This window comes from Streptomyces lydicamycinicus (genome assembly GCF_000829715.2).
GTDB classification, from domain to species: Bacteria; Actinomycetota; Actinomycetes; order Streptomycetales; family Streptomycetaceae; genus Streptomyces; species Streptomyces lydicamycinicus.
The window spans coordinates 828,418-846,879 of record NZ_BBNO01000007.1; the positions used below are offsets into that span (position 1 = coordinate 828,418).

At 68.1% G+C, this 18,462-nt stretch carries 15 protein-coding genes and 2 pseudogenes; 8 read left to right on the plus strand and 9 right to left on the minus strand.

Features of this window, described 5'->3' with window-relative positions:
- Window positions 1-440 precede the first annotated feature (440 nt).
- Window positions 441-1,667, plus strand: a complete 1,227-nt coding sequence (locus TU31_RS26095) for an MFS transporter (protein WP_042158758.1) — start codon at window positions 441-443, stop codon at window positions 1,665-1,667.
- A 151-nt stretch (window positions 1,668-1,818) separates the two neighbouring features.
- Here the strand turns inward: TU31_RS26095 and TU31_RS26100 are convergent.
- Window positions 1,819-2,591, minus strand: a pseudogene (locus TU31_RS26100) (transposase).
- Between the two features lie 383 nt (window positions 2,592-2,974).
- Here TU31_RS26100 and TU31_RS26105 point away from each other — a divergent pair.
- From TU31_RS26105 to TU31_RS38770, 3 genes are all read left to right on the plus strand, one after another.
- Complete coding sequence (locus tag TU31_RS26105) at window positions 2,975-3,823, plus strand: oxidoreductase (RefSeq protein WP_042158760.1); 849 nt, start codon at window positions 2,975-2,977, stop codon at window positions 3,821-3,823.
- Complete coding sequence (locus tag TU31_RS26110) at window positions 3,823-4,437, plus strand: TetR/AcrR family transcriptional regulator (protein ID WP_018093608.1); 615 nt, start codon at window positions 3,823-3,825, stop codon at window positions 4,435-4,437. Before TU31_RS26105 ends, TU31_RS26110 begins: the two co-directional genes overlap by 1 nt.
- A gap of 541 nt (window positions 4,438-4,978) precedes the next feature.
- Window positions 4,979-5,185 carry a hypothetical protein gene (locus TU31_RS38770; protein WP_158894664.1) on the plus strand — a complete coding sequence of 69 codons (207 nt, stop codon included), beginning with the start codon at window positions 4,979-4,981 and terminating at the stop codon, window positions 5,183-5,185.
- Window positions 5,186-5,200: 15 nt separating this feature from the next.
- Here TU31_RS38770 and TU31_RS37210 read toward each other — a convergent pair.
- The 3 genes and pseudogenes from TU31_RS37210 to TU31_RS38775 all read right to left on the minus strand — a co-directional run.
- Window positions 5,201-5,773: pseudogene (locus TU31_RS37210) on the minus strand (IS5 family transposase); the annotation flags it as partial.
- A gap of 380 nt (window positions 5,774-6,153) precedes the next feature.
- Complete coding sequence (locus tag TU31_RS26125) at window positions 6,154-7,455, minus strand: MFS transporter (protein ID WP_052719051.1); 1,302 nt, start codon at window positions 7,453-7,455, stop codon at window positions 6,154-6,156.
- Window positions 7,452-7,871, minus strand: a complete 420-nt coding sequence (locus tag TU31_RS38775) for a MarR family winged helix-turn-helix transcriptional regulator (RefSeq protein ID WP_042158765.1) — start codon at window positions 7,869-7,871, stop codon at window positions 7,452-7,454. Before TU31_RS38775 ends, TU31_RS26125 begins: the two co-directional genes overlap by 4 nt.
- Before the next feature lie 338 nt (window positions 7,872-8,209).
- Here TU31_RS38775 and TU31_RS26135 point away from each other — a divergent pair, with 338 nt between their 5' ends.
- Complete coding sequence (locus tag TU31_RS26135) at window positions 8,210-9,772, plus strand: alkaline phosphatase D family protein (protein WP_042158768.1); 1,563 nt, start codon at window positions 8,210-8,212, stop codon at window positions 9,770-9,772.
- A 119-nt stretch (window positions 9,773-9,891) separates the two neighbouring features.
- On the opposite strand, the gene TU31_RS26140 is transcribed toward TU31_RS26135, so the two are convergent.
- Window positions 9,892-10,998 carry a GlxA family transcriptional regulator gene (locus TU31_RS26140; protein ID WP_423606674.1) on the minus strand — a complete coding sequence of 369 codons (1,107 nt, stop codon included), beginning with the start codon at window positions 10,996-10,998 and terminating at the stop codon, window positions 9,892-9,894.
- 148 nt (window positions 10,999-11,146) lie between these two features.
- Here TU31_RS26140 and TU31_RS26145 point away from each other — a divergent pair, with 148 nt between their 5' ends.
- Entirely contained in the window at window positions 11,147-12,031 is an 885-nt protein-coding gene (locus tag TU31_RS26145) for an NAD(P)-dependent oxidoreductase (protein WP_042158771.1), read from the plus strand.
- Complete coding sequence (locus TU31_RS26150; RefSeq protein WP_042158773.1) at window positions 12,028-12,666, plus strand: maleylpyruvate isomerase N-terminal domain-containing protein; 639 nt, start codon at window positions 12,028-12,030, stop codon at window positions 12,664-12,666. Before TU31_RS26145 ends, TU31_RS26150 begins: the two co-directional genes overlap by 4 nt.
- Window positions 12,667-13,183: 517 nt before the next feature.
- On the opposite strand, the gene trxA is transcribed toward TU31_RS26150, so the two are convergent.
- The 3 genes from trxA to TU31_RS26165 form a co-directional block, all read right to left on the minus strand.
- Window positions 13,184-13,540, minus strand: a complete 357-nt coding sequence (gene trxA, locus TU31_RS26155; RefSeq protein WP_042158775.1) for a thioredoxin — start codon at window positions 13,538-13,540, stop codon at window positions 13,184-13,186.
- Between the two features lie 48 nt (window positions 13,541-13,588).
- Entirely contained in the window at window positions 13,589-13,975 is a 387-nt protein-coding gene (locus TU31_RS26160) for a MerR family transcriptional regulator (protein WP_042158777.1), read from the minus strand.
- A gap of 73 nt (window positions 13,976-14,048) precedes the next feature.
- Window positions 14,049-14,648 (minus strand): NAD(P)H-binding protein, encoded by a 600-nt coding sequence (locus TU31_RS26165; protein ID WP_245698724.1) that lies wholly within the window; start codon window positions 14,646-14,648, stop codon window positions 14,049-14,051.
- A gap of 699 nt (window positions 14,649-15,347) precedes the next feature.
- Between TU31_RS26165 and TU31_RS26170 the strand changes: the two genes are divergently transcribed.
- Window positions 15,348-15,854 (plus strand): lamin tail domain-containing protein, encoded by a 507-nt coding sequence (locus tag TU31_RS26170; RefSeq protein WP_042158778.1) that lies wholly within the window; start codon window positions 15,348-15,350, stop codon window positions 15,852-15,854.
- 452 nt (window positions 15,855-16,306) lie between these two features.
- On the opposite strand, the gene TU31_RS26175 is transcribed toward TU31_RS26170, so the two are convergent.
- Complete coding sequence (locus TU31_RS26175; protein ID WP_042158779.1) at window positions 16,307-17,980, minus strand: tetratricopeptide repeat protein; 1,674 nt, start codon at window positions 17,978-17,980, stop codon at window positions 16,307-16,309.
- Window positions 17,981-18,462 lie beyond the last annotated feature (482 nt).

Here is an 18,462-nt window from a genome sequence, read left to right on the forward strand (position 1 = left end):
TGTTCCCCGGACCGGTCCCGGCAGGCCCCGCAAGAAGCCCGACAGCCTGGGCCGCCGACAAGGCCTACAGCAACGGGCCGTGTCGCGCCTACCTGCGCGAACGGGGCATCCGGCACACGGTCCCGGAGAAGGCCCTGCACCGCTGCCCACGGGCAAACGGCTCCGGCCACCGTGCACAGGCCGACTCCCCACACGGCTTGCGACATGCATCATCCCTTCGCAGCAGGACACGACTTCATACGCGCGACGCGCGGGACAGTGCTTCGGTTCACATGGCGGCTGTGGATGCGGGGCGTGTTGACCATTGCAGGTGGCATTGCCCTGGCAGGAATACGACATCAACTGCTGGCGTGAGGATGCTGTCGTATTCCTGCCAGCTGACCGGGGGCACCACCTGCTGAGCTGTTTGCCGACGCACTGCCCATCACAGGACGGAACTCATGTCCCCCACCGTTACCGCTGCCGTCGACGACGCACCTCTGCCCACTCGGTCGCCGCTCATCGGCTGGCTGGCCGTAGTCTCGGTAATGCTCGGAATATTCGCCATCGTCACCACGGAGATCCTGCCTATCGGCCTGCTGACCTCGATCGGCTCCAGTTTCACCGTCTCCGATGGTGTGGCAGGGCTGATGATGACCATGCCGGGGCTTCTCGCGGCCGTCTCTGCGCCGTTGGTCACTGTGGCCACCGCACGCGTCGACCGTCGCCTCATGCTGTGCGTCTTCATGCTCCTGCTGGCCCTGGCGAATTTCCTTGCTGCTGCGGCATCTGACTACGGGCTCATGCTGATCTCCAGGGTCATGGTGGGGGTCACGATCGGTGGGTTCTGGTCGATAGGCGCTGGGCTGGCCGAGCGGTTGGTGCCGCCGGCCTCGGTCAGCAGAGCAACCGCCGTGATCTTTTCCGCTGTCCCGTTGGGCTCCGTCCTCGGGGTACCGACCGGAACCCTCATCGGGGGTCTCGCAGGGTGGCGTACGGCATTCACGGCCATGGGTGCGCTGACGGTCGGGGTGCTGGTCATGCTGCTCCTCGTCGTGCCCCCGCTGCCTCCCGTCCAGGCCACCCGGCTGAGCATTCTCAGAGGCATGTTCCGCAGCAGCAACACCCGCTTCGCGCTGCTGCTGACGTTCTTGATCGTGCTTGCCCACTTCGGCACCTACACCTACGTGACACCGTTCCTGGAACAGGTCACTCATGCCGACGGCAGCCTGATCACTACGTTTCTGCTGATCTACGGTGCTGCGGGCATCCTCGGCAACTTTCTCGGGGGTACTCGGGCGGCGCAGTATCCGCGGACGGTCTTCGGACTTGCGGCCGGACTCATTGCGGCTGCGACTCTTCTGCTTCCCATGGTGGGCCGCTGGGAGGCCGGTGCTGTCGCCCTGTTGATCGTGTGGGGCGTTGGCTATGGCGCGGTGCCGGTCGCATCCCAGACCTGGTTTTCCAAGGCGGCGCCGTCTGTCCCCGAAGCAGCATCGGTCCTGTTCACGGCGTCCTTCCAAGCCACGATCTCCATCGGCGCGTTTCTGGGGGGAGTCGTCTTGGACCGCACCTCTCCATCCGCGGTCATGGTGCTCGGTGGCTGTACTGCGGTCTTCATGGCCCTGGCAGCGGGAGCCCACTTCGCCAGGCGTCTCACCTGGCCAGCCAGCGCAGAAGACGCCTGACCGAGCTGCCCACCGCATACCCACCTGGAGCGATCCGGCAGGCCAGGAATCCGACATCACACACGGCCGAGCGAATCGGCGGGCCGGATCCTTCCGCCTAAGGGCTGTCCCATAATGACCTCCGGTGTGATGGTGGCCAGCGCGGCTCCTCCTATCCAGCCAGCGTGAGGTTGTGCAGACGGGCGATGCCGAGCATGGCGTAGTGGACACCGTCGCCTTGGAGGCGGCAGTCGCGCAGGATCTTCCACGCCTTCATGCGGGCGAAGGCGTGCTCGACGCGAGCACGGACTTTCCGGTGGGAGGTGTTGTGGTCCTCTTTCCAGGCTGGGAGTTCGCTCTGGCCGGGTTCGCGTCGGTGCGGGATGACCAGTCCAGTGCCCCGGTAACCACCGTCGGCGATCACGGTGGTGTGTGACCGACAGCGGCCTTTGCGCCGGAGATTTCCCATGCCTTGCAGTCGTTGCGGTTGCCCGGGACAGGCCGGCCGACGGCGACCACGAACCGGGTGTCGGCGTCGATGACGACCTGGTGGTTGGTCGAGTAGCGGTAGTTTTTCGACTGCTCGGCGACGGTGTGATCGCGGGTGGGGACCAAGGTGCCGTCCGCGATCAACACGGTGCCGTCGCGGAACCGCTTACGGGTCTGGAGAGCGAGTAATGGCCCGAGGTGGTCGATGATGCGGCCAGCGGCCGACTTCGACACCCCGAACAACGACGCCAACTGCCGAAAGGTCAGGTTCGTCCGCCAATACGCGACGACCAGCAGGACCCGGTCCTCCAGCGGCAAGCTCCACGGCCGGCCCCTGCGTGCCTGGTCGGTTCTTTCACGCCGCAAGGCTGTGATCAGCTTGCCGAACTGCTGTGGGCTCAGCCCGGTGAACGGGGCTGTCCAGGATGACTTCGACGCCGTGATCACACCAGACACGTGGGAATGATCCCGGAGGTGAACAGTCACCTGACGCTGATCAGTCCGTCTCCGCTGGCAGGACCCACCGATGCGTCCGTCGGCCACCGCAACTCGGCATCCTGGTAATGATCCGCGACGCCAGACCATGCCAGGCCACGACCTGCCGGATGTGGACGGTGACGGCCGGAGTGACTTCGCGGGACGGCACCGCAGCTCACCAGCCAGTGCGCACAGCGGCGTGCGCCAGCGGGCCCCGGTCTCGGTGCGGCCGGATCTCCCCCGGCCAGGCGTGATGCCGTTGAGTAACCCAAAACCAACGTGGAGAAGATAAAAATCTACACTGTGTAGACTTTCTGGGCGGGGAGCAGTCCCGCTCCCCGCGAGACCTTCCTGGAGGAGCAATGCAGAGGCAGAACTGGCTCATCACCGGCGTCAGCACGGGCCTGGGACGTGCCTTCGCCCAGGCCGCCCTGGCTGCCGGTCACACCGTTGTCGGCACGGTCCGCTCCGAGGAGGACCTGCGGGCCTTCGAGGGGCTTAAGCCCGGTTACGCTCGCGGCCGCATCCTGGACGTGACGGACGACCACGCCGTCTCGGATGTGATCACGGAGGTGGAGCGAGGCGTCGGCCCCTTGGATGTCGTCATCGCCAACGCCGGCTACGGCCTGGAGGGCACCTTCGAGGAAACCCCGCTGGCCGAGGTGCGGCGGCAATTCGAGATCAACGTATTCGGGGCAGTGGCCACCCTGCAGGCAGCACTGCCCCACATGCGCCGACGCCGCCGCGGACACCTGATGGCCGTCACCTCCATGGGCGGGCTCATGGCCGTGCCCGGCATGTCCGCCTACTGCGGCAGCAAGTTCGCCCTGGAAGGCATCCTCGAAGCACTGGGCAAGGAGGTCGCACAGTTCGGGATCCACGTGACGGCGATCGAGCCCGGCTCCTTCCGCACCGACTGGGCCGGACGGTCCATGACACGCGCCGCGCGGACCATCGACGACTACGACGAGCTGTTCGATCCCATCCGTGAAGCGCGGCAGAAAGCAAGCGGGAACCAGCTCGGCAACCCGGCCAAGGCCGGAGAAGCCGTCGTGCGCATCGCCTCGGTCGACCAGCCGCCGGCCCACCTCGTCCTGGGCTCGGACGCGCTGCGGCTGGTCACCACTGCGCGCACTGCCGTGGACGAGGACATCCGCGCATGGGAGACGCTCTCCCGCACGACCGACTTCGACGAGGGTGCTCAGCTCTGATGCCCAGCCACCACCCCGCGCGGAGCCGACGCAGCACCGAACGCAAGGGCGATCTGCGGGAGCGGGCCATCCTGGACACCTGCGAAGCCCTGCTCGCGCACAAGGGCTACAACGCCATGACCGTCGGCGACATCGCCCAGGGCGCCGGCATCACACGCGGCGCCCTGTACTTCTACTTCGGCTCCAAGCAAGAAGTAGTTGTGGCACTCGTGGCGCGTACCGTCGAGCATCTGTGGGAGCGGTCCCGGACCACCGCGCAGACCGACGAGCCCCGCCAGGCCATCGCAGAAGCCATGCAGCGCACGGTAGAGCTGTGGAACGAGCACGGCCTGGTCATGCGCACGGCGATCGACCTGTCGTTGACCGTGCCGGAGATCGGCGAGCTGTGGAGCCATACAGCGGACTTGTTCATCACGGCCATCACCGCCGTCCTGGAACGGGCCGGCATCCAGGCCGGCACCGAACCAGAACAAGCCTCAGCGATGGCACGCGCCCTGTGCTGGATGATCGAGCGGACCTTCTACCACGCCTCACAAGAGTCCCGCGAGACGCTGCAAGGGGCATCCGCGACCTGCGAACACATCTGGCTGACCAGTGCCGGTCTGACCACCTGACGGACGTGGCGTGACGGTCAGGCGCGAAGCCGAACCCCGTGGCTTCCAGCCCTACCGTCCATTGTGCTTCCCCGGTGGACACCCCACGAGGCACAAACATCCTCTCCCAGCTCGATCACCAACAGTTGACGTTCAAAGCTCTCGTGCATGACCCTTCCGAACTAGGGGGTGTCCGACGGATCGAGGCAAGGCACCGCCCTTGATCATTAACGGGGCGTACGCGTAAGTTAGTTGGCTGACCACAACTCGGTCATGCGAACCAACGGGGAGTCAAATGTTCCACGCACGCTCTGTCGTAGCTGCTGCACTCACACTGACGTGCGCTGCCGCGCTTACAGCTTGTGGTGATGGCGCGCCCAAGGGCGGCAACGGCTCGGGGGGTAAGGCTGGCCAGTCGGCTCACTCAGCTATGCCCTCCTACAACCCGGATGGGGATGACGCAAATAGGGACATCACGGGTTCGAACTGCCGCTACTCCGGAACCACCGCCACTGGCTACCACCGCTACAAGTATGACCTCACCATCAAGAACCCGTCCGATGTGGCTTTCCGCTACAGGATCAACTACCTGATTCACCCCGCTGACAGTTCCTCCGCCGAGGAGTACGTCGTAGAGGCGAAGCAGCAGCGCAAGGTCACGGTCTACGAGGACGTCTCTGCCACGGAGGAGAGTCAGAGCCCCAAGTGTGAGGTCGGTATCGCCCTGAAAGTACCGGCGAGCGCACCGCACCCCAAGAGCTGGTACTAAGGACTGTCCGGCGGGTCAAGAGCGGAGCCAGGGCCGCACCGCAGCCGCGGTCACGGTGCCGTGAATGACGTAGGCCCGCTTGTCAAAGCGGGTCGCTACGGCCCGGAAGCCCTTGAGCTGATTGATTGTCCGCTCGACCTCGTTCCTGCGGGCGTAGCGCGATGGGTCGAAGCTGGTGGGCCGACCTCCTTGGCTGCCGCGGTTCTGGCGGTGGGTCCGCTGGTCGCGGCGCTCGGGAATGGTGTGTTTGACCTGCCGGCGCCGTAGGTAACAGCGGTTGCGGCGGGAACGGTACGCCTTGCCGCCACTCAGATGGTCCGGCCGGGTGCGCGGGTGCTCGCCTGCCGGGCGGGGAACGCGGATCCGGTCCAGGACCGGGACCATATGTGGGGCGTCGCCCCACTGTCCGGGCGTGACCAACAGGGCCAGAGGCCGCAGCCCTCCTTCAGCAGCCAGGTGGATCTTTGTGCTCAGCCCGCCGCGTGAACGGCCGAGGGCTTCATCGGGGCGATGCTGGGCAGGCTGGGTGCGCTTACCGAGTTTCCGCGGTGCCCGCTTGCGGGCACCGGCAGCGTGCTGGTGTGAACGCCCGCCGCGTCCAACGTTTTCGGCAAGTGAGGCCCCAGACGGGCCCATTCCTCGTTCGACAGATCACCCCGCGCCACGCCGACCAGAACGATCGCCATGTAAGGCAGTCACGCGGACCCGTCGGACAGGCCCTAGGTAGCGAGATCTGGAAGATCACTTACGGGACAGCCCTTAGACATGAGCACCTGCCTTGACTTGTCCACGGGGGCCATCCCCGGCCGGCGCATGCCCGGCAGCGAGCTCGTGGCCGTGACCGGCCGAGTAGGGGTGCCGTTACGAGCGGCGAACCAAGTGACGAGTAGCTCAGCGTGACATCTACCCAAGGAGCTGTTGCCGAGCGAACCGCACCCACCCCAAACGATCGACAGATCTACCGCTTCTCAAGCGGCGTTGCGGCTCAGCGGCCGTGGCTCTGGCTGCGGCTGGGCGGCGCTCGTGGAGTAGGAGTTGACGGGCAAGGTGATGAGACAGCCGATCATTGCTGCGAGCAGGGCCGCGGAAGAGGCGAGGAGGGTCGGGGTGTAACTGGCCGTCATGTCGAAGAGGAGGCCCGGCAGATACGAGCCGAGTGCGGAGCCGACCTGGTGTGCCATCGACAGCAGGCCGAAGACGAGGCCCAAGGACGCGGCCGGGAAGTTCCGGGTGGCGATCAGATGGGTGGGTGCCACGGTGGCGAAGTCGACGAGGCCGAAGGCGATGCTGAGCACCACGAGCCACGCCCCATAGGGGGCGAGTGCCAGCAGGGTCAGGATCAGCGCGCGCACCCCGTACAGGACGGCGAGGAGGCGGGCGCAGCTGTAGCGGTCGCTCAGCGGACCTGAGGCAACCGTGCCCGCGATGTTCGCCAGGGCGAGCAGGCTTACCGCCGTGCCGGTCAGCGCGGTGGAGGCACCGTGCTCATGGGAGATGGAGACCAGATGGGTGTCCATCAGACCCGTGGTCGTCAGCCCGCACACGAAGAACGGCGCGAGCAGTCCCCACAACAGAGGGGAACGCAGCGCCTCTCGTGCGGTGGGGCGCCCGCTGTCCTGGTCCGCCTGGTGCTGCGGTACCTCCGTCAGGTCGGGGCCGCCGTACGGTTCAAGGCCCCGGTCGGCGGGCGTCGACCGCAGCAGCAGGGTGACCAGCGGTCCCACGACGGCCGTCAGCAGGACGCCCTCGACGACGAGGGTGTTGCGCCAGCCGTACGCCTCGATCAGGAACAGGGAGAGCGGGGTGAAGATGAACTGGCCCGCGCCGAAGCCCGATTCGACCAGGCCGAAGGCGAGGCCGCGGCGCTCGGTGAACCAGTGCCGCACCACGAGTCCCGCGGTCACGCCGGAGGCCGCGCTGAAACCGAGCGAGGCGAGCGCCCCGTACAAAAACATCAGGCCCGGCACGGAGGACGCCGTGGACGAAAGCAGCAGGCCCACGCCCGCGACGAAGACGCCGATGCAGAGCACCGCCCGTGAGCCGAAACGTCCGGCGAGCTGGCCGACGACCGGCTGTGTGAACCCGTAGACGAGGTAACTCACCATGCCGATCAGGCTGATGGTGCCGAGGTCGGTGTGGAGCCCCTCTCTCCAGGCGGGGACGAAGGCGCCGAAGGCGATCCGGGCGCCCTGGGCGGTCAGCAGTCCGAGAAGGACCAGGGCGAGCATGCCCCAGGCCGGGTGGACGCGTGGTTCGGTCGCCTTCGTCACCGTTCTCCCGTCGCTATCGTGCGCAGCGCGGCGCGCAGCGGCTCCGCCTCCTGGGGCGGGAGCAGTCGCAGGAGCTCCCCGTTGAGTTCGGCGACCGTGCGCTGCACCTCCTCGCGCAGCGCGGTGCCCGCCTTCGTGAGCCGCAGGCGCACGAGGCGCCGGTCCTTCTCGTCGGGGGACCGGACGACAAGGCCGGAACGTTCGAGCCGGTCGAGGACGCCGGTGAGAGTGGCGCTGTCCATGGTCAGACGCTCACGCAACTGGGCCGCGGTACGGCCGTCCTGTTCCCACAGGCCGGCCAGCACGGAGTACTGAGGCACCGTCAGACCTAGTGGTTTCAGGCGGTGTTTCAGTTCGCCGTGCGCCTTCTGATACGCCTTGCCGAGGGCGAAGATGACGCACTCGTCGATCTCCATGGCCGCCTCCCGCTCTATCGCTTGTGTACGAGAGAGTAGTGTGCGAGAGGTTTCCCGGTCTTCCTCCACCGGCTTCCGTCTCGACTGGTGGGATAAGGGGCACTGCACGGCGGCTTCGGGCAGCTCGGCGAGCGGCCGGTGTGGCGTCGGTCGGTACCTTTCGGACTCTGAGAGGGCGTTTGGGGAGTCGTGTCCGTTTCTTCGCGTGGCTTGAATTAGTTGGGCCCGGCGCCCCCGCCCATTCACCGAGCCGAGGGATGCCGGCTCCCGCGGGTGACTAGACATGCGTGAAGTCGTGCAGATACGCCTGCCGTCGAGCCACCCAGGGAGCACTGACCATGGCAATCCAGCGACGCCAACTCCTGCGATCCGGCCTTTTGTTGGGCGCCGGAGCCGCCCTGCCCGCCGCCCTCGCGAGTGCCGGACCCGCTCTCGCCGCGCCGGCCCTCGTGCGGAGCGGGCGCCCCGCCCTCACCCACGGAGTGCAGACCGGCGACGTCACCGCGCACGGCGGCGTCGTCTGGACCCGGGCCGACCGGCCCGCCCGGATGGCGGTCGAGGTGAGCACCCGCCCCGACTTCGCGCGGTCGGTGACCATACCCGGCCCCGTCCTCACGGCCGAGACCGACTTCACGGGCAAGGTCAAGGTGTCCGGGCTGCCCGCCGGGAGCGACATCCACTACCGGGTGCGGCTCGCCGACCCCGGCGACGCCTCGCTCGTGGGCGAGCCCGCGAACGGCAGGCTGCGCACGGCGCCCGCGGTCCGCGACGACGTGCGCTTCGTCTGGTCCGCCGACCTGGCGGGCCAGGGCTGGGGCATCAACCCGGACGCCGGTGGCTACCGCATCTTCCGGGCCATGGCGGAGCGCGACCCGGACTTCTTCCTGTGCAGCGGCGACTTCTGGTATGCCGATGGCGTGATCCCCGAGACCCGGACCCTCCCGGACGGCCGTGTCTGGCGCAACCTGGTGACCCCGGAGAAGTCCAAGGTCGCCGAGACCCTGGCCGAGTTCCGCGGCCAGCACAAGTACAACCTTATGGACGAGAACCTCCGCGCCTTCGCCGCGGCCGTCCCGCAGATCAACCAGTGGGACGACCACGAGGTCCTCAACAACTGGTATCCGGGCGAAGTGCTCACCGACACCCGCTACACCGAGCGGCGCGTGGACGTCCTCGCCGCCCGCGCCCGGCAGGCGCTCTTCGAGTATCTGCCGATCGAGACGGGTCCCAGCGGCAATGGCCGCGTCCACCGGGTCATCCGTTACGGGCCGCTCCTCGACGTCTTCGTACTCGATATGCGCAGCTACCGGGACGCCAACAGTGCGAACGCCGGACCCGCCACGGACAGCGGGATCCTGGGTGCGAAGCAGGTCGCATGGCTTGAGCGCGAGCTCGCGGCGTCGCGGGCGACCTGGAAGGTGATCGCCGCGGACATGCCGCTGGGCCTCGTGGTCCCGGACGGCGCCGCCCAGGAGGCGATAGCGCAGGGCGACGGCGGCGCCCCGCTGGGCCGCGAAGGGGAGATCGCCCGGGTCTTGTCCTTCATCCACCGGCGGCACATCGCCAATACGGTCTGGCTCACGGCGGACGTGCACTACACCGCCGCCCACTACTACGACCCGGACAAGGCAGCCTTCCAGGACTTCACGCCGTTCTGGGAGTTCGTCTCCGGACCCCTCAACGCCATCGTCGCCAACGAGCCCAACAGGCTCGACGGCACCTTCGGCCCCCAGGTGCGCTTCCAGGCCCTCGCCCCGGACGCGGAGCACAACAATCCGGCGTTCGGCTACCAGTACTTCGGCGAGGTCGACATCGACGGCTCGTCCAAGGTCATGACCGTACGGCTGCGCGACATCGACGGGAAGGTGCTCTATTCCGTGGCAATCGACCCGCAGGGCTGAGGAGTCCGCAGGACCAGGAAGGCCCCGCACGCCGGCACGTGCGGTGACGTTCACACCGGCACCGCCGACCGCCGCGTAAGGGGATCCGCGCAGCACTCTGCCCGGGCAGGGCCCTGGCATTAATCGTCTGGTCCCGTCGCCCTTGGCGTCACCGGGGTATCGGGTGCACCGCGGTCAGTCCGCTGTCGGCCCTGTCGGCCCTCTCCGTCCTCTCCCTCCTGGGCCCGGCTATCGAGCGGAGAGGGGGATGACTCGGGCATCGTCCGGGGGAAGGCCCGTCGGTAGTTGCTGGGCGACACCCCGATCTGTTTGAGGAAGTGGTGGCGGAGGTTGTTCGCCGTGCCGAGGCCGCTGAGCTCCCCGACCTTCTCGATGGGCAAGTCTGTTGATTCCAGCAGGTGTTGGGCCCGTACCAGGCGCTGGTTGAGGAGCCACTGAAGTGGAGTGGTCCCGGTGGCTGCCTGGAGTCGCCGGTGGAGGGTCCGCGGGCTCATCGCTGCGCGCTGAGCCAGGTCCTCGACCGTCAGGGGTTGGTCCAGGTGCCTACGGGCCCAGTCCAGGACGGGCCCCAGGCTCCCGGCGTCGGTGGTGGGTACGGACAGGTCGATGAACTGCGCCTGGCCGCCGGGCCGGTGGGCGGGCACCACCATCCTCCGGGCCAGCTGATTGGCGACGTGTGCGCCCAGGTCACGGCGCACCAGATGGAGGCAGAGGTCGAGTCCAGCGGTCAGCCCGGCGCTGGTGAGCACATCGCCGTCGTCCACGTACAGCACCGAGTCGTCGACTTGCACCTTCGGGTAGCGCTCGGCCAGTTGAGCGGTGTGCATCCAATGGGCGGTGGCGCGTCGTCCGTCGAGCAGCCCCGCCTCGGCGAGTGCGAAGGCGCCGGTGCACAGGGAGACCATGCGGGCGCCTGCGTCGTAGGCATGGCGCAGGGCCGTGATCAGTGCCGACGGCAGCGGTCTGCCCTCCTCGACGCAGGGGTCGGGCACCGAGGGCACGATGACGGTGTCGGCACCGACAAGGTCATCGAGCCCGTAGCGGGTCCGCATTGCCAGCCCGGCCCCGGCCGTAGAGCTGTCCTGCTGACGCTGCCCCGTACTGCACAGCCGCAGGTCGTACCAGGGGTCGGCCAGGTCCGGCTGCGGCTTCCCGAAGACGGTGCAGGGGATGCTCAACTCGTACAGATCCCATGAGGGGACGTCGATGTCCTCGGCCACGACCACGGCGACGGAACCAGGATTCATACCCCGAAGGGTATGGCAGGAATTTGGTGGTTGCTGTCACCAGCGTCACTGTTCCCGGCCGTCGCACGCTGCGATCTTGGTCCTTACGTGACCAGCCGCCGCAGGCGGACATCCAGGGAGTTGTGGCATGCATTCTGATCGCCCGGCAGTAACCGTCATCGGCTTGGGCTCAATGGGGTCGGCGCTGGCCGCCGCATTGCTGGAGCGGGGCCACGAGACCACCGTGTGGAACCGCTCGGCGCACCGGGCCCAGCCGCTGGTCGACCGGGGCGCCCGCCTGGCCGCGACACCCGAGGAGGCGATCGCAGCGAGCCCGCTGACCATCGCTTGCGTACTGGACTACGAGGTGCTGCATGCCGTCCTCGACCCTGTCGCCGGCTCCCTCGCGGGCAAGGTCCTGGTCAACCTCACCTCCGGTTCCCCGGAGCAGGCCCACGAGGCCGCCGCGTGGGCCCGGGCACACGCCGCCGACTACCTCGACGGCGCGATCATGACCACCCCGCCGGGGGTCGGCAGCCCCGAGATGATGTTCCTCTACAGCGGTTCACACGCCGTCTTCGAAGCCCACCGTCCGACCTTGGCGACCCTGGGGGACCCCTTGCACCTGGGCACCGACCCGGGCCTGGCTTCCCTCTACGACGCCGCGCTGCTCGGCCTGATGTGGTCCACCATGACCGGCTGGCTGCACGGCACCGCGCTGGTCGGCGCGGAGAAGACACCGGCCACGGCCTTCACCCCTGTCGCGATCCGCTGGCTGACCGCCGTGGCCGGCTTCCTGACCACCTACGCGCCCCAGGTGGACGCCGGCCGCTACCCGGGCGACGACGCCACCGTTGACGTACAGATCGCGGCCATCGACCACCTCATCCACGCGGCGGCGGCCCGCGGCATCGACAACGCCCTGCCCGAACTCCTCAAGTCCGCCATGGAACGGACCAAGGCCGCAGGCCACGGCTCCGACAGCTACGCGAGCGTGATCGAGATCCTGAAGAAGCCGGCGGACGACAAGTGACCGTGACACCCACAGCCACCACTCAGCTCCCGCCCAACCCGACGGCTCCCGCTACCACCGTGCCATGGACGGACCTTCTGGCCGCTGCCGCCGACGACTGCCTGGCCGCCCTCCTCAAGGGAGCCGACCAGGACTGGTCACGCCCCGCCCACGCCCTCGACTGGACCTGCCGCCAGACCCTCGACCATCTCGCCCTCGGCCTGATGGGCTACACCGGCCTGCTCATCGCCCGCCCCGACGACCGCTACATCACCCTCTTCGCCTCACTCGACCCCCAAGCCCCCATCCCCGCCTGCCTGGAAGGCCTCCGCATCGCCGCCTCCCTCCTCACCTCGACCGTCCGCGACACGCCTGCCGAAGCACGTGCCTGGCACCCCTGGGGCCACTCCGACGCCACCGGTTTCGCCGCCATGGGGATCACCGAACTGGCCCTCCACACCTACGACATCACCCGCACCCTCGGCCTGCCCTGGGCCCCGCCCGACGGCCTCAGCACCGCCGTCCTCGCCCGGCTCTTCCCCGACGCTCCGTCCGGGCACGCCCCGTCCGACACTCTGCTGTGGTGTACGGGCCGCACCCCGCTACCCGGCCTGCCCCGGCGCGCGGACTGGCAGTGGGACGGAACCGTGCGCTGACACGCCCGCAGTGGCCCAGTGCCGCTGGGGGATCGTGAGCGGTGCCCTCAGATCCCCCGGCTTTTCCGCCTTCCTCGGCGGTGCGGCGCCCGGATGCTCATACCAGGACGTCGGCGGGGTCGGCTTCAACTGCGAAGTGACTGGAGCGATCCTGCGTGAAGACGCGGTGCTGGCCACCGCATCGGCGTCAACTCCGCACTCGTCGGGCAGGGGGCTGGTGGCCTCGTGCGGTCCTCGTCCCGCCTCGGTACCCCGTCCGCGGGGGAGGCGACAGTGGAGCCCGGGGCCGCCCCCCACCAAGCCCGAGGCTCGCCCGGCGACGGAGCCGGGCACACAGCCGCGCGCGGTCCAGCAGACGGCCCCGGTGCACGGCTGCTTCGGCCCACCGACGCGGCGACGGCTCAGCCAGGGGCGACGGGAACGTCTCCGGGGTCGTCGTCGACGGTGGCGATAGTCAGGAGCGCCAGAGGTGACCCGGTGGGGCAAGCTCTTCGCCGGCCCTCTGACCGGCTCGGAGTCAATCCGTCTGGCCGACGTGCGGCAGGACGTCCTCCAGTTCCTGCACCAGCCGCCGCTTCGGCCGCGCGCCCACCATCTCCTTCACCAGCTCGCCCTCTCGGTAGAGCTGCAAGGTGGGGGCGGCAAGGACATTGCAGGCGATCATTGTGGCGGGATTCTCGTCGGTGTTGAGCTTGGCGACGGTCAGACGATCGGCCTCCTCATGGGCGATCTGGTCCAGCACTGGCGCCAACTGCCGGCACGGACCGCACCAGGGTGCCCAGAACTCGACGAGGACGGGCCGCGCGCTGCGCAGCACCAGTTGGTCGAAGGTGGCGTCGGTTACGGTGACGACGGCGGAGGCGGTCGTGGTCATCAGGGCATCCTTTGCTCTCGGGCCGGCCGGTCTGGATCATCCGGAAACTCACGGGGAGAACTCGCAGCGCGGATCGGCCAACCGGGCGGCGACAGCGCGCTCCAACTGCCCGGCGACCCGCTCGCGCACCTCGCCGAGGCGGGTCATGCATGCGTCCAACTCGGCGAGCTTGTGCTGGTAGACGGCGATCGAGTCAGGACAGCGGTCGCCGGTCTCGTGCCCGTCGCGCAGGCACTCGACGAACGGCCGGGTCTCCTCCAGCCCGAAGCCGAGGTCCAGCAGCGAGCGGATCTCCCGCACCATCCGCAGATCCTCGTCCCCGTACTCGCGGTAGCCGTTGGCGGCCCGCCGGGCTCTCAGCAGCCCCTGCGCCTCGTAGTAGCGCAGCGACCGCGTGCTCACCCCGGCCAGCTCGGCCAGCTCCCCAATCCGCACGGCGGCTCCTCCCTGTTCACTCGAGACGCTAGACCTTGACACCGGCGTCAAGGCCAGCGCCGGGGTCGGCATGTCACCGGGCTCCCAACTGGTCGCCGAGGTGACGAGGGGTTTGCGGCTTGCTCGTCCAGCGGAATTCCTCCGCATGCTCTTCCGCCCATGAGCGGAAGGTGCGCGCCGGCACTCCGGTGATCTCTTCCACCGTGGACGTGATCACGTTCGATACGGGCCGCGATTCAGCGCTCGCCAACAGCGCCTCAACGAGAGCAGGCGGCCTGCCGTCGGCGAGCATCTGCCGGCGTGCGACCTGTACGGGGACCCCTTCGAAGGTCACCAGGCGGCCGATCGCTTCCCCGATCGTCTGCACCTGCTCGGCTCTGCTCAGTACCTGCGGACCGGTCAGGACGTACTTCGCGCCGACATGCCCGTCCTCGGTCAGCGCATGTACCGCCACGGCCGCGATATCGCGCTCGTGGATCACCGCCGTGGCGGCGATGTCGGGGCCGCGAACTGCGTGCGTGGTGCGGATCTGCTGGGCCCACCCGCGCCCGTTGGAGGCGATGGTGTTCGACCGCAGGATGGTCCACTCCAGGCCGGATTCTTCGATCAGGCGCTCCATATCGGCGTGGAGCTGGGTGATCGGATCGGTCTGCCGTTCGGCGTCCTCGTTCACACCTGACTGCGAGTGCACGCGCAGCGGTGCCCCTGGCCAGGAGCTGGACCACAACTTGTCGGCCGACATTGCCGGTCGCGCCCGTTACGAGAATCTCACTCATGATCAGGTCAGCCCCGGTCCTGCTCGGAGAATTCCGCCGGTCGGCCCGATGCGCCGAGGCCAAGGCCTGCCTCACGTGCGGCATTTGGCTTGCAGGGTGCTGCTGGACCTCAAGACGCTCACACCGGCCGAGCGGGTGGTGTTCGTGCTCCGCGAGGTGTTCGACCTCCTCTTCGGGCAGCGTCCGGCGACAACCACGCCGTGATCAGCCACGGCGGTTCCCCGCCGCAGCGTGTGCACTGCTGCACCAGAGCCCCGGGGAGGAAGCCAGTTGGTGTTTGGGCGAATTACCCACTCCCTGGCTTGGTTCACGAGTCGTCGTTCGGTTGGGTCGGCTCGTTCCCTGTCCTGGTGATGCACCGGTGGAAACCCCATGGGGCGTCTGGATGCATGTACGGGGCGTCGCATCGGAGCTGGTGAGCGCGGGGGAGTGTGCGCCTGGCTTGCTGGGGTTGTGTATATGTCCGTGTTTTGTAACACCAAACCGGATTTCTTCCGCCAAGGCGTGACCGGCCGTCACTGTGTGGGGGCCCGGTCAAACCGGCCGGGCGTCCGGTTTCCGGCGCCCTGTCGTGGCGCCGTATCCAGGGGGTTTTCGTGTCCCGTAACGCTTCACGTATCGCCGCCGCTGTCCTCGGCTCTGCGGCTCTCGCGGCCACCGCTGTCCTCCCGGCCGCCGCGGCCGGCCACGGCCACCACGCTCCGGCCCCGCACCACCACCACCGCTCGGCGGTGAGTCTCGGGGCGATCCAGTACGACAGCCCCGGGCGCGATGACTACTCCAACCGGAGCCTGAACGCGGAATATGTGACGGTCAAGAACAATGGTCACCGTCCGGTCAACCTCCGCGGATGGACCCTGTCCGACCGCTCGGGGCAGACCTACCGCTTCGGCAATGTGCGCCTGAGGGGCCACAGCCAGGTCCGTGTCCACACCGGCATCGGACGCGACAACCGCTGGGACCTCTACCAGGACCGCCGCACCTACGTGTGGGACGACAGCGACACCGCCATCCTGCGCAACGACCACCACCGCATCGTCGACATCGAAAGCTGGGGCCGCCACAGCGGACACCACCACGGTCACTGGGGCCACAGCCACTGAAAATGAGCCGCTGGTGAGACGGTGAGACTTGGTCACTCCCACCAGCCCCTGGTGCGCCGCAGTCCTGCGTCTGCGGCGCACCGCCATGTCCGGCTCCGGGCCGCGGAGTATGTCCCCGCGGGCCGGGCGGGGGCAGGCCCACGTGGTGTCTGGGGCCGTTTGAGCGGGTGCCGAGGTGGCCGAGGTCGAGTCGACGGCCAGCCCAGGTCAGGGCATCCGCAGGAGGCATGGGGAGTGCCGGCAAACCGTAGACAGACCACGGCCCCACGCCGGTCTCCAGGACGGCATCACCAGTTCGGGAAAACCCCCGTCGCCCAGGCTACGAGCGCGCGGAGCAACAGCGGCCGGAGAGCCGCGCCGCGATGGTCGCGGTTCGCGGGGGAGTGAGGCGAAGTGCAGCAGGCGGGTAGTGAGGAAGCCGTTACACGGCATCAGTTCGCACGGTCACCAGCTCAGTCGGAGCTGTAGCCGCTCTTCGCGCCCGCGGTGTCGAGGCGGCAGAAGCACGACGCCTCGACAGGGACGTCGGCGAGTGCGGTGGCCACAGTGAGTTGCTGGGCGACGATGCCGGCTTCCCCCGTCTTGCCGAGCTGCACGAGGCATTCATGGAAGCCGTGGAGGGCCCAGACGTTTCCTGGATGCTGCAAGGGCCTGGGCAGGGTGTTGTCGAGCCCGAGGTCGGCCCGGTAGACGGCCTCGGCCTCTTCGACCCGGCCCTGTTCCAGCAGAAGCGCCCCGTAGGCGTGACGGGTCGGCTGCATCCAGCCCCACGGTTCGTCGTAGGGCAGGTTGTCGTCGAGCTCGATGGAGCGCTCCAGGGAGGCGAACGCCGCGTCGTACTCGCCCTTGCGGTAGGCGAGTTCGCCGTCAAGCATGGCGGAGGCGATCGCCAGGATGTCCCGGCACGTGTTGTTGAACAGCATCCGCGTCTCGGGAACCCGTTCGGCCGCGCGGCGGAACAGCTCTCGTTCGGCCTCGGCCTCGTCGGTTGCCCCCGTGGCGGAGTAGGCCACTGCGCGCGCGTAGTGCAGCATTGCCGTGGTGACGCAGTACAGCTCCAGGTCGGAGGGCATCGGCAGCGCGAGGATGTCTGTCCACCGGCCGAAGCGGATCAACACGTGCACCCGCATGGCGAGGAAGCCCTCCAGCCAGTCGGCCATGGGCGGGCTCTCCACGCGCAGCAGCTCCTCGGGGATGGACGCCTCCAGTTGCGCGGCCGTCTCCAATGCCGTCCTGGACTGGCCGAGGAACATCGCGCCGTAGATCTTGAAGTGGTAGTTGTGCGAGCGGTACAGGGTGTAGAAGTTCATCGCGCCGGCTCGCCGCAGGTACCTCTCGTCGGCCTTGATCGCGTCGCTGTTGCCCGACACGACCCGTCGGTAGTCCCCGCACAGCACGTCGAGATGTGAGGGCATGTGGTGCAGATGGCCCCCGTCCGGGACCAGTCCTCGCAGTCGGTCGGCGACCGAAAGAGCCTTCTCCGGTGTCGGCGACATCTCCATCAAGTGGATGTACATGTGGAGCGTGCCCGGATGATCGCTGCCGGTCGCGGTCAGCAACGCGCGGTCTAGGACGGCCTTCGCCTCCAGCGTGCGCGCGCCGACAACGGGCTCGCCCGTGCGCAGGTCCCACAGCTGCCACGGGGTGAGGTTCATCAACGCGTCCGCGTAGAGGGTGGCGATGTCCAGGTCGTCGGGTGCGAGTTCGTATACGGCGCGCATGGCCTCGGCATAGGGCTCGTTCCAGAGGGAACAGTCCGTCGCGGGGCGCGAGGCCGGGTAGCGCTCGCGCAGCGCCTCGATGAGCGCGCGCTCGGTCGGGGTGGCGCCGTCGCACAGTGCGTGGGCCCGTTCGACGGCGGTATGCGCCCGTTCCACCGAGCGCCGCAGATCGGCATCGTCGAAGAACTCCCAGGGCTTGTTGTAGTTGGGGCCCAGGGCGTACGCAATGCCCCAGTACGCCATGGCGCAGCCGGGATCCGCTGCTGCCGCCGCTTCGAAGCAGGTGACCGCCTCTTCGTGGTTGAACGCGTAGCTCCATACGAGGCCACGGTCGAACCAGAGCTGTGCTTCCGGTGAACGTGTCGATACGGGCCGGGTGAAGGTCCCGAGGTCGAAGTAGTCCATGAGGATCTCCTGCGGAGGGATGTGACTCGACGACAGTCGGCGCTCAGTGCGAAGAGGGCGCCGATCGAGGCTTTGCGGTTGGCCTCCGCATTCGACGAACAGAGCAGCCCGCAGTGCCTTCTTCCTGCTGACAGCGGGCGCAGACAGCTATCCGCAGACTCTTTCTGTGCTCTTCGGCCGGAGCGCGGCGGGGCATCTCCAGCGCACGCCGCGTGATCGGGTCGGCTCCGGCCACAAGCCCCCGGTGTCGGCGCACCGGGTGATCACGTCCGACTTCCTGACGCAGGGACGTTCCTGGAAGCGACCGGGAGGCCGGCGAAGGAGGCGAGGCGCATGACGTGGCTGTCGAGCACACTGTTGTCGATCTTGTACACGCGAGACACGGCATCTCCTTGCCCTCCGTTGAGCCGCCTCGGTCAGCGCCGCCTTCGTTTCGTTGGACTGCTTCAGCGTGGTGACCATGTCCACCGGGCGGACCAAGG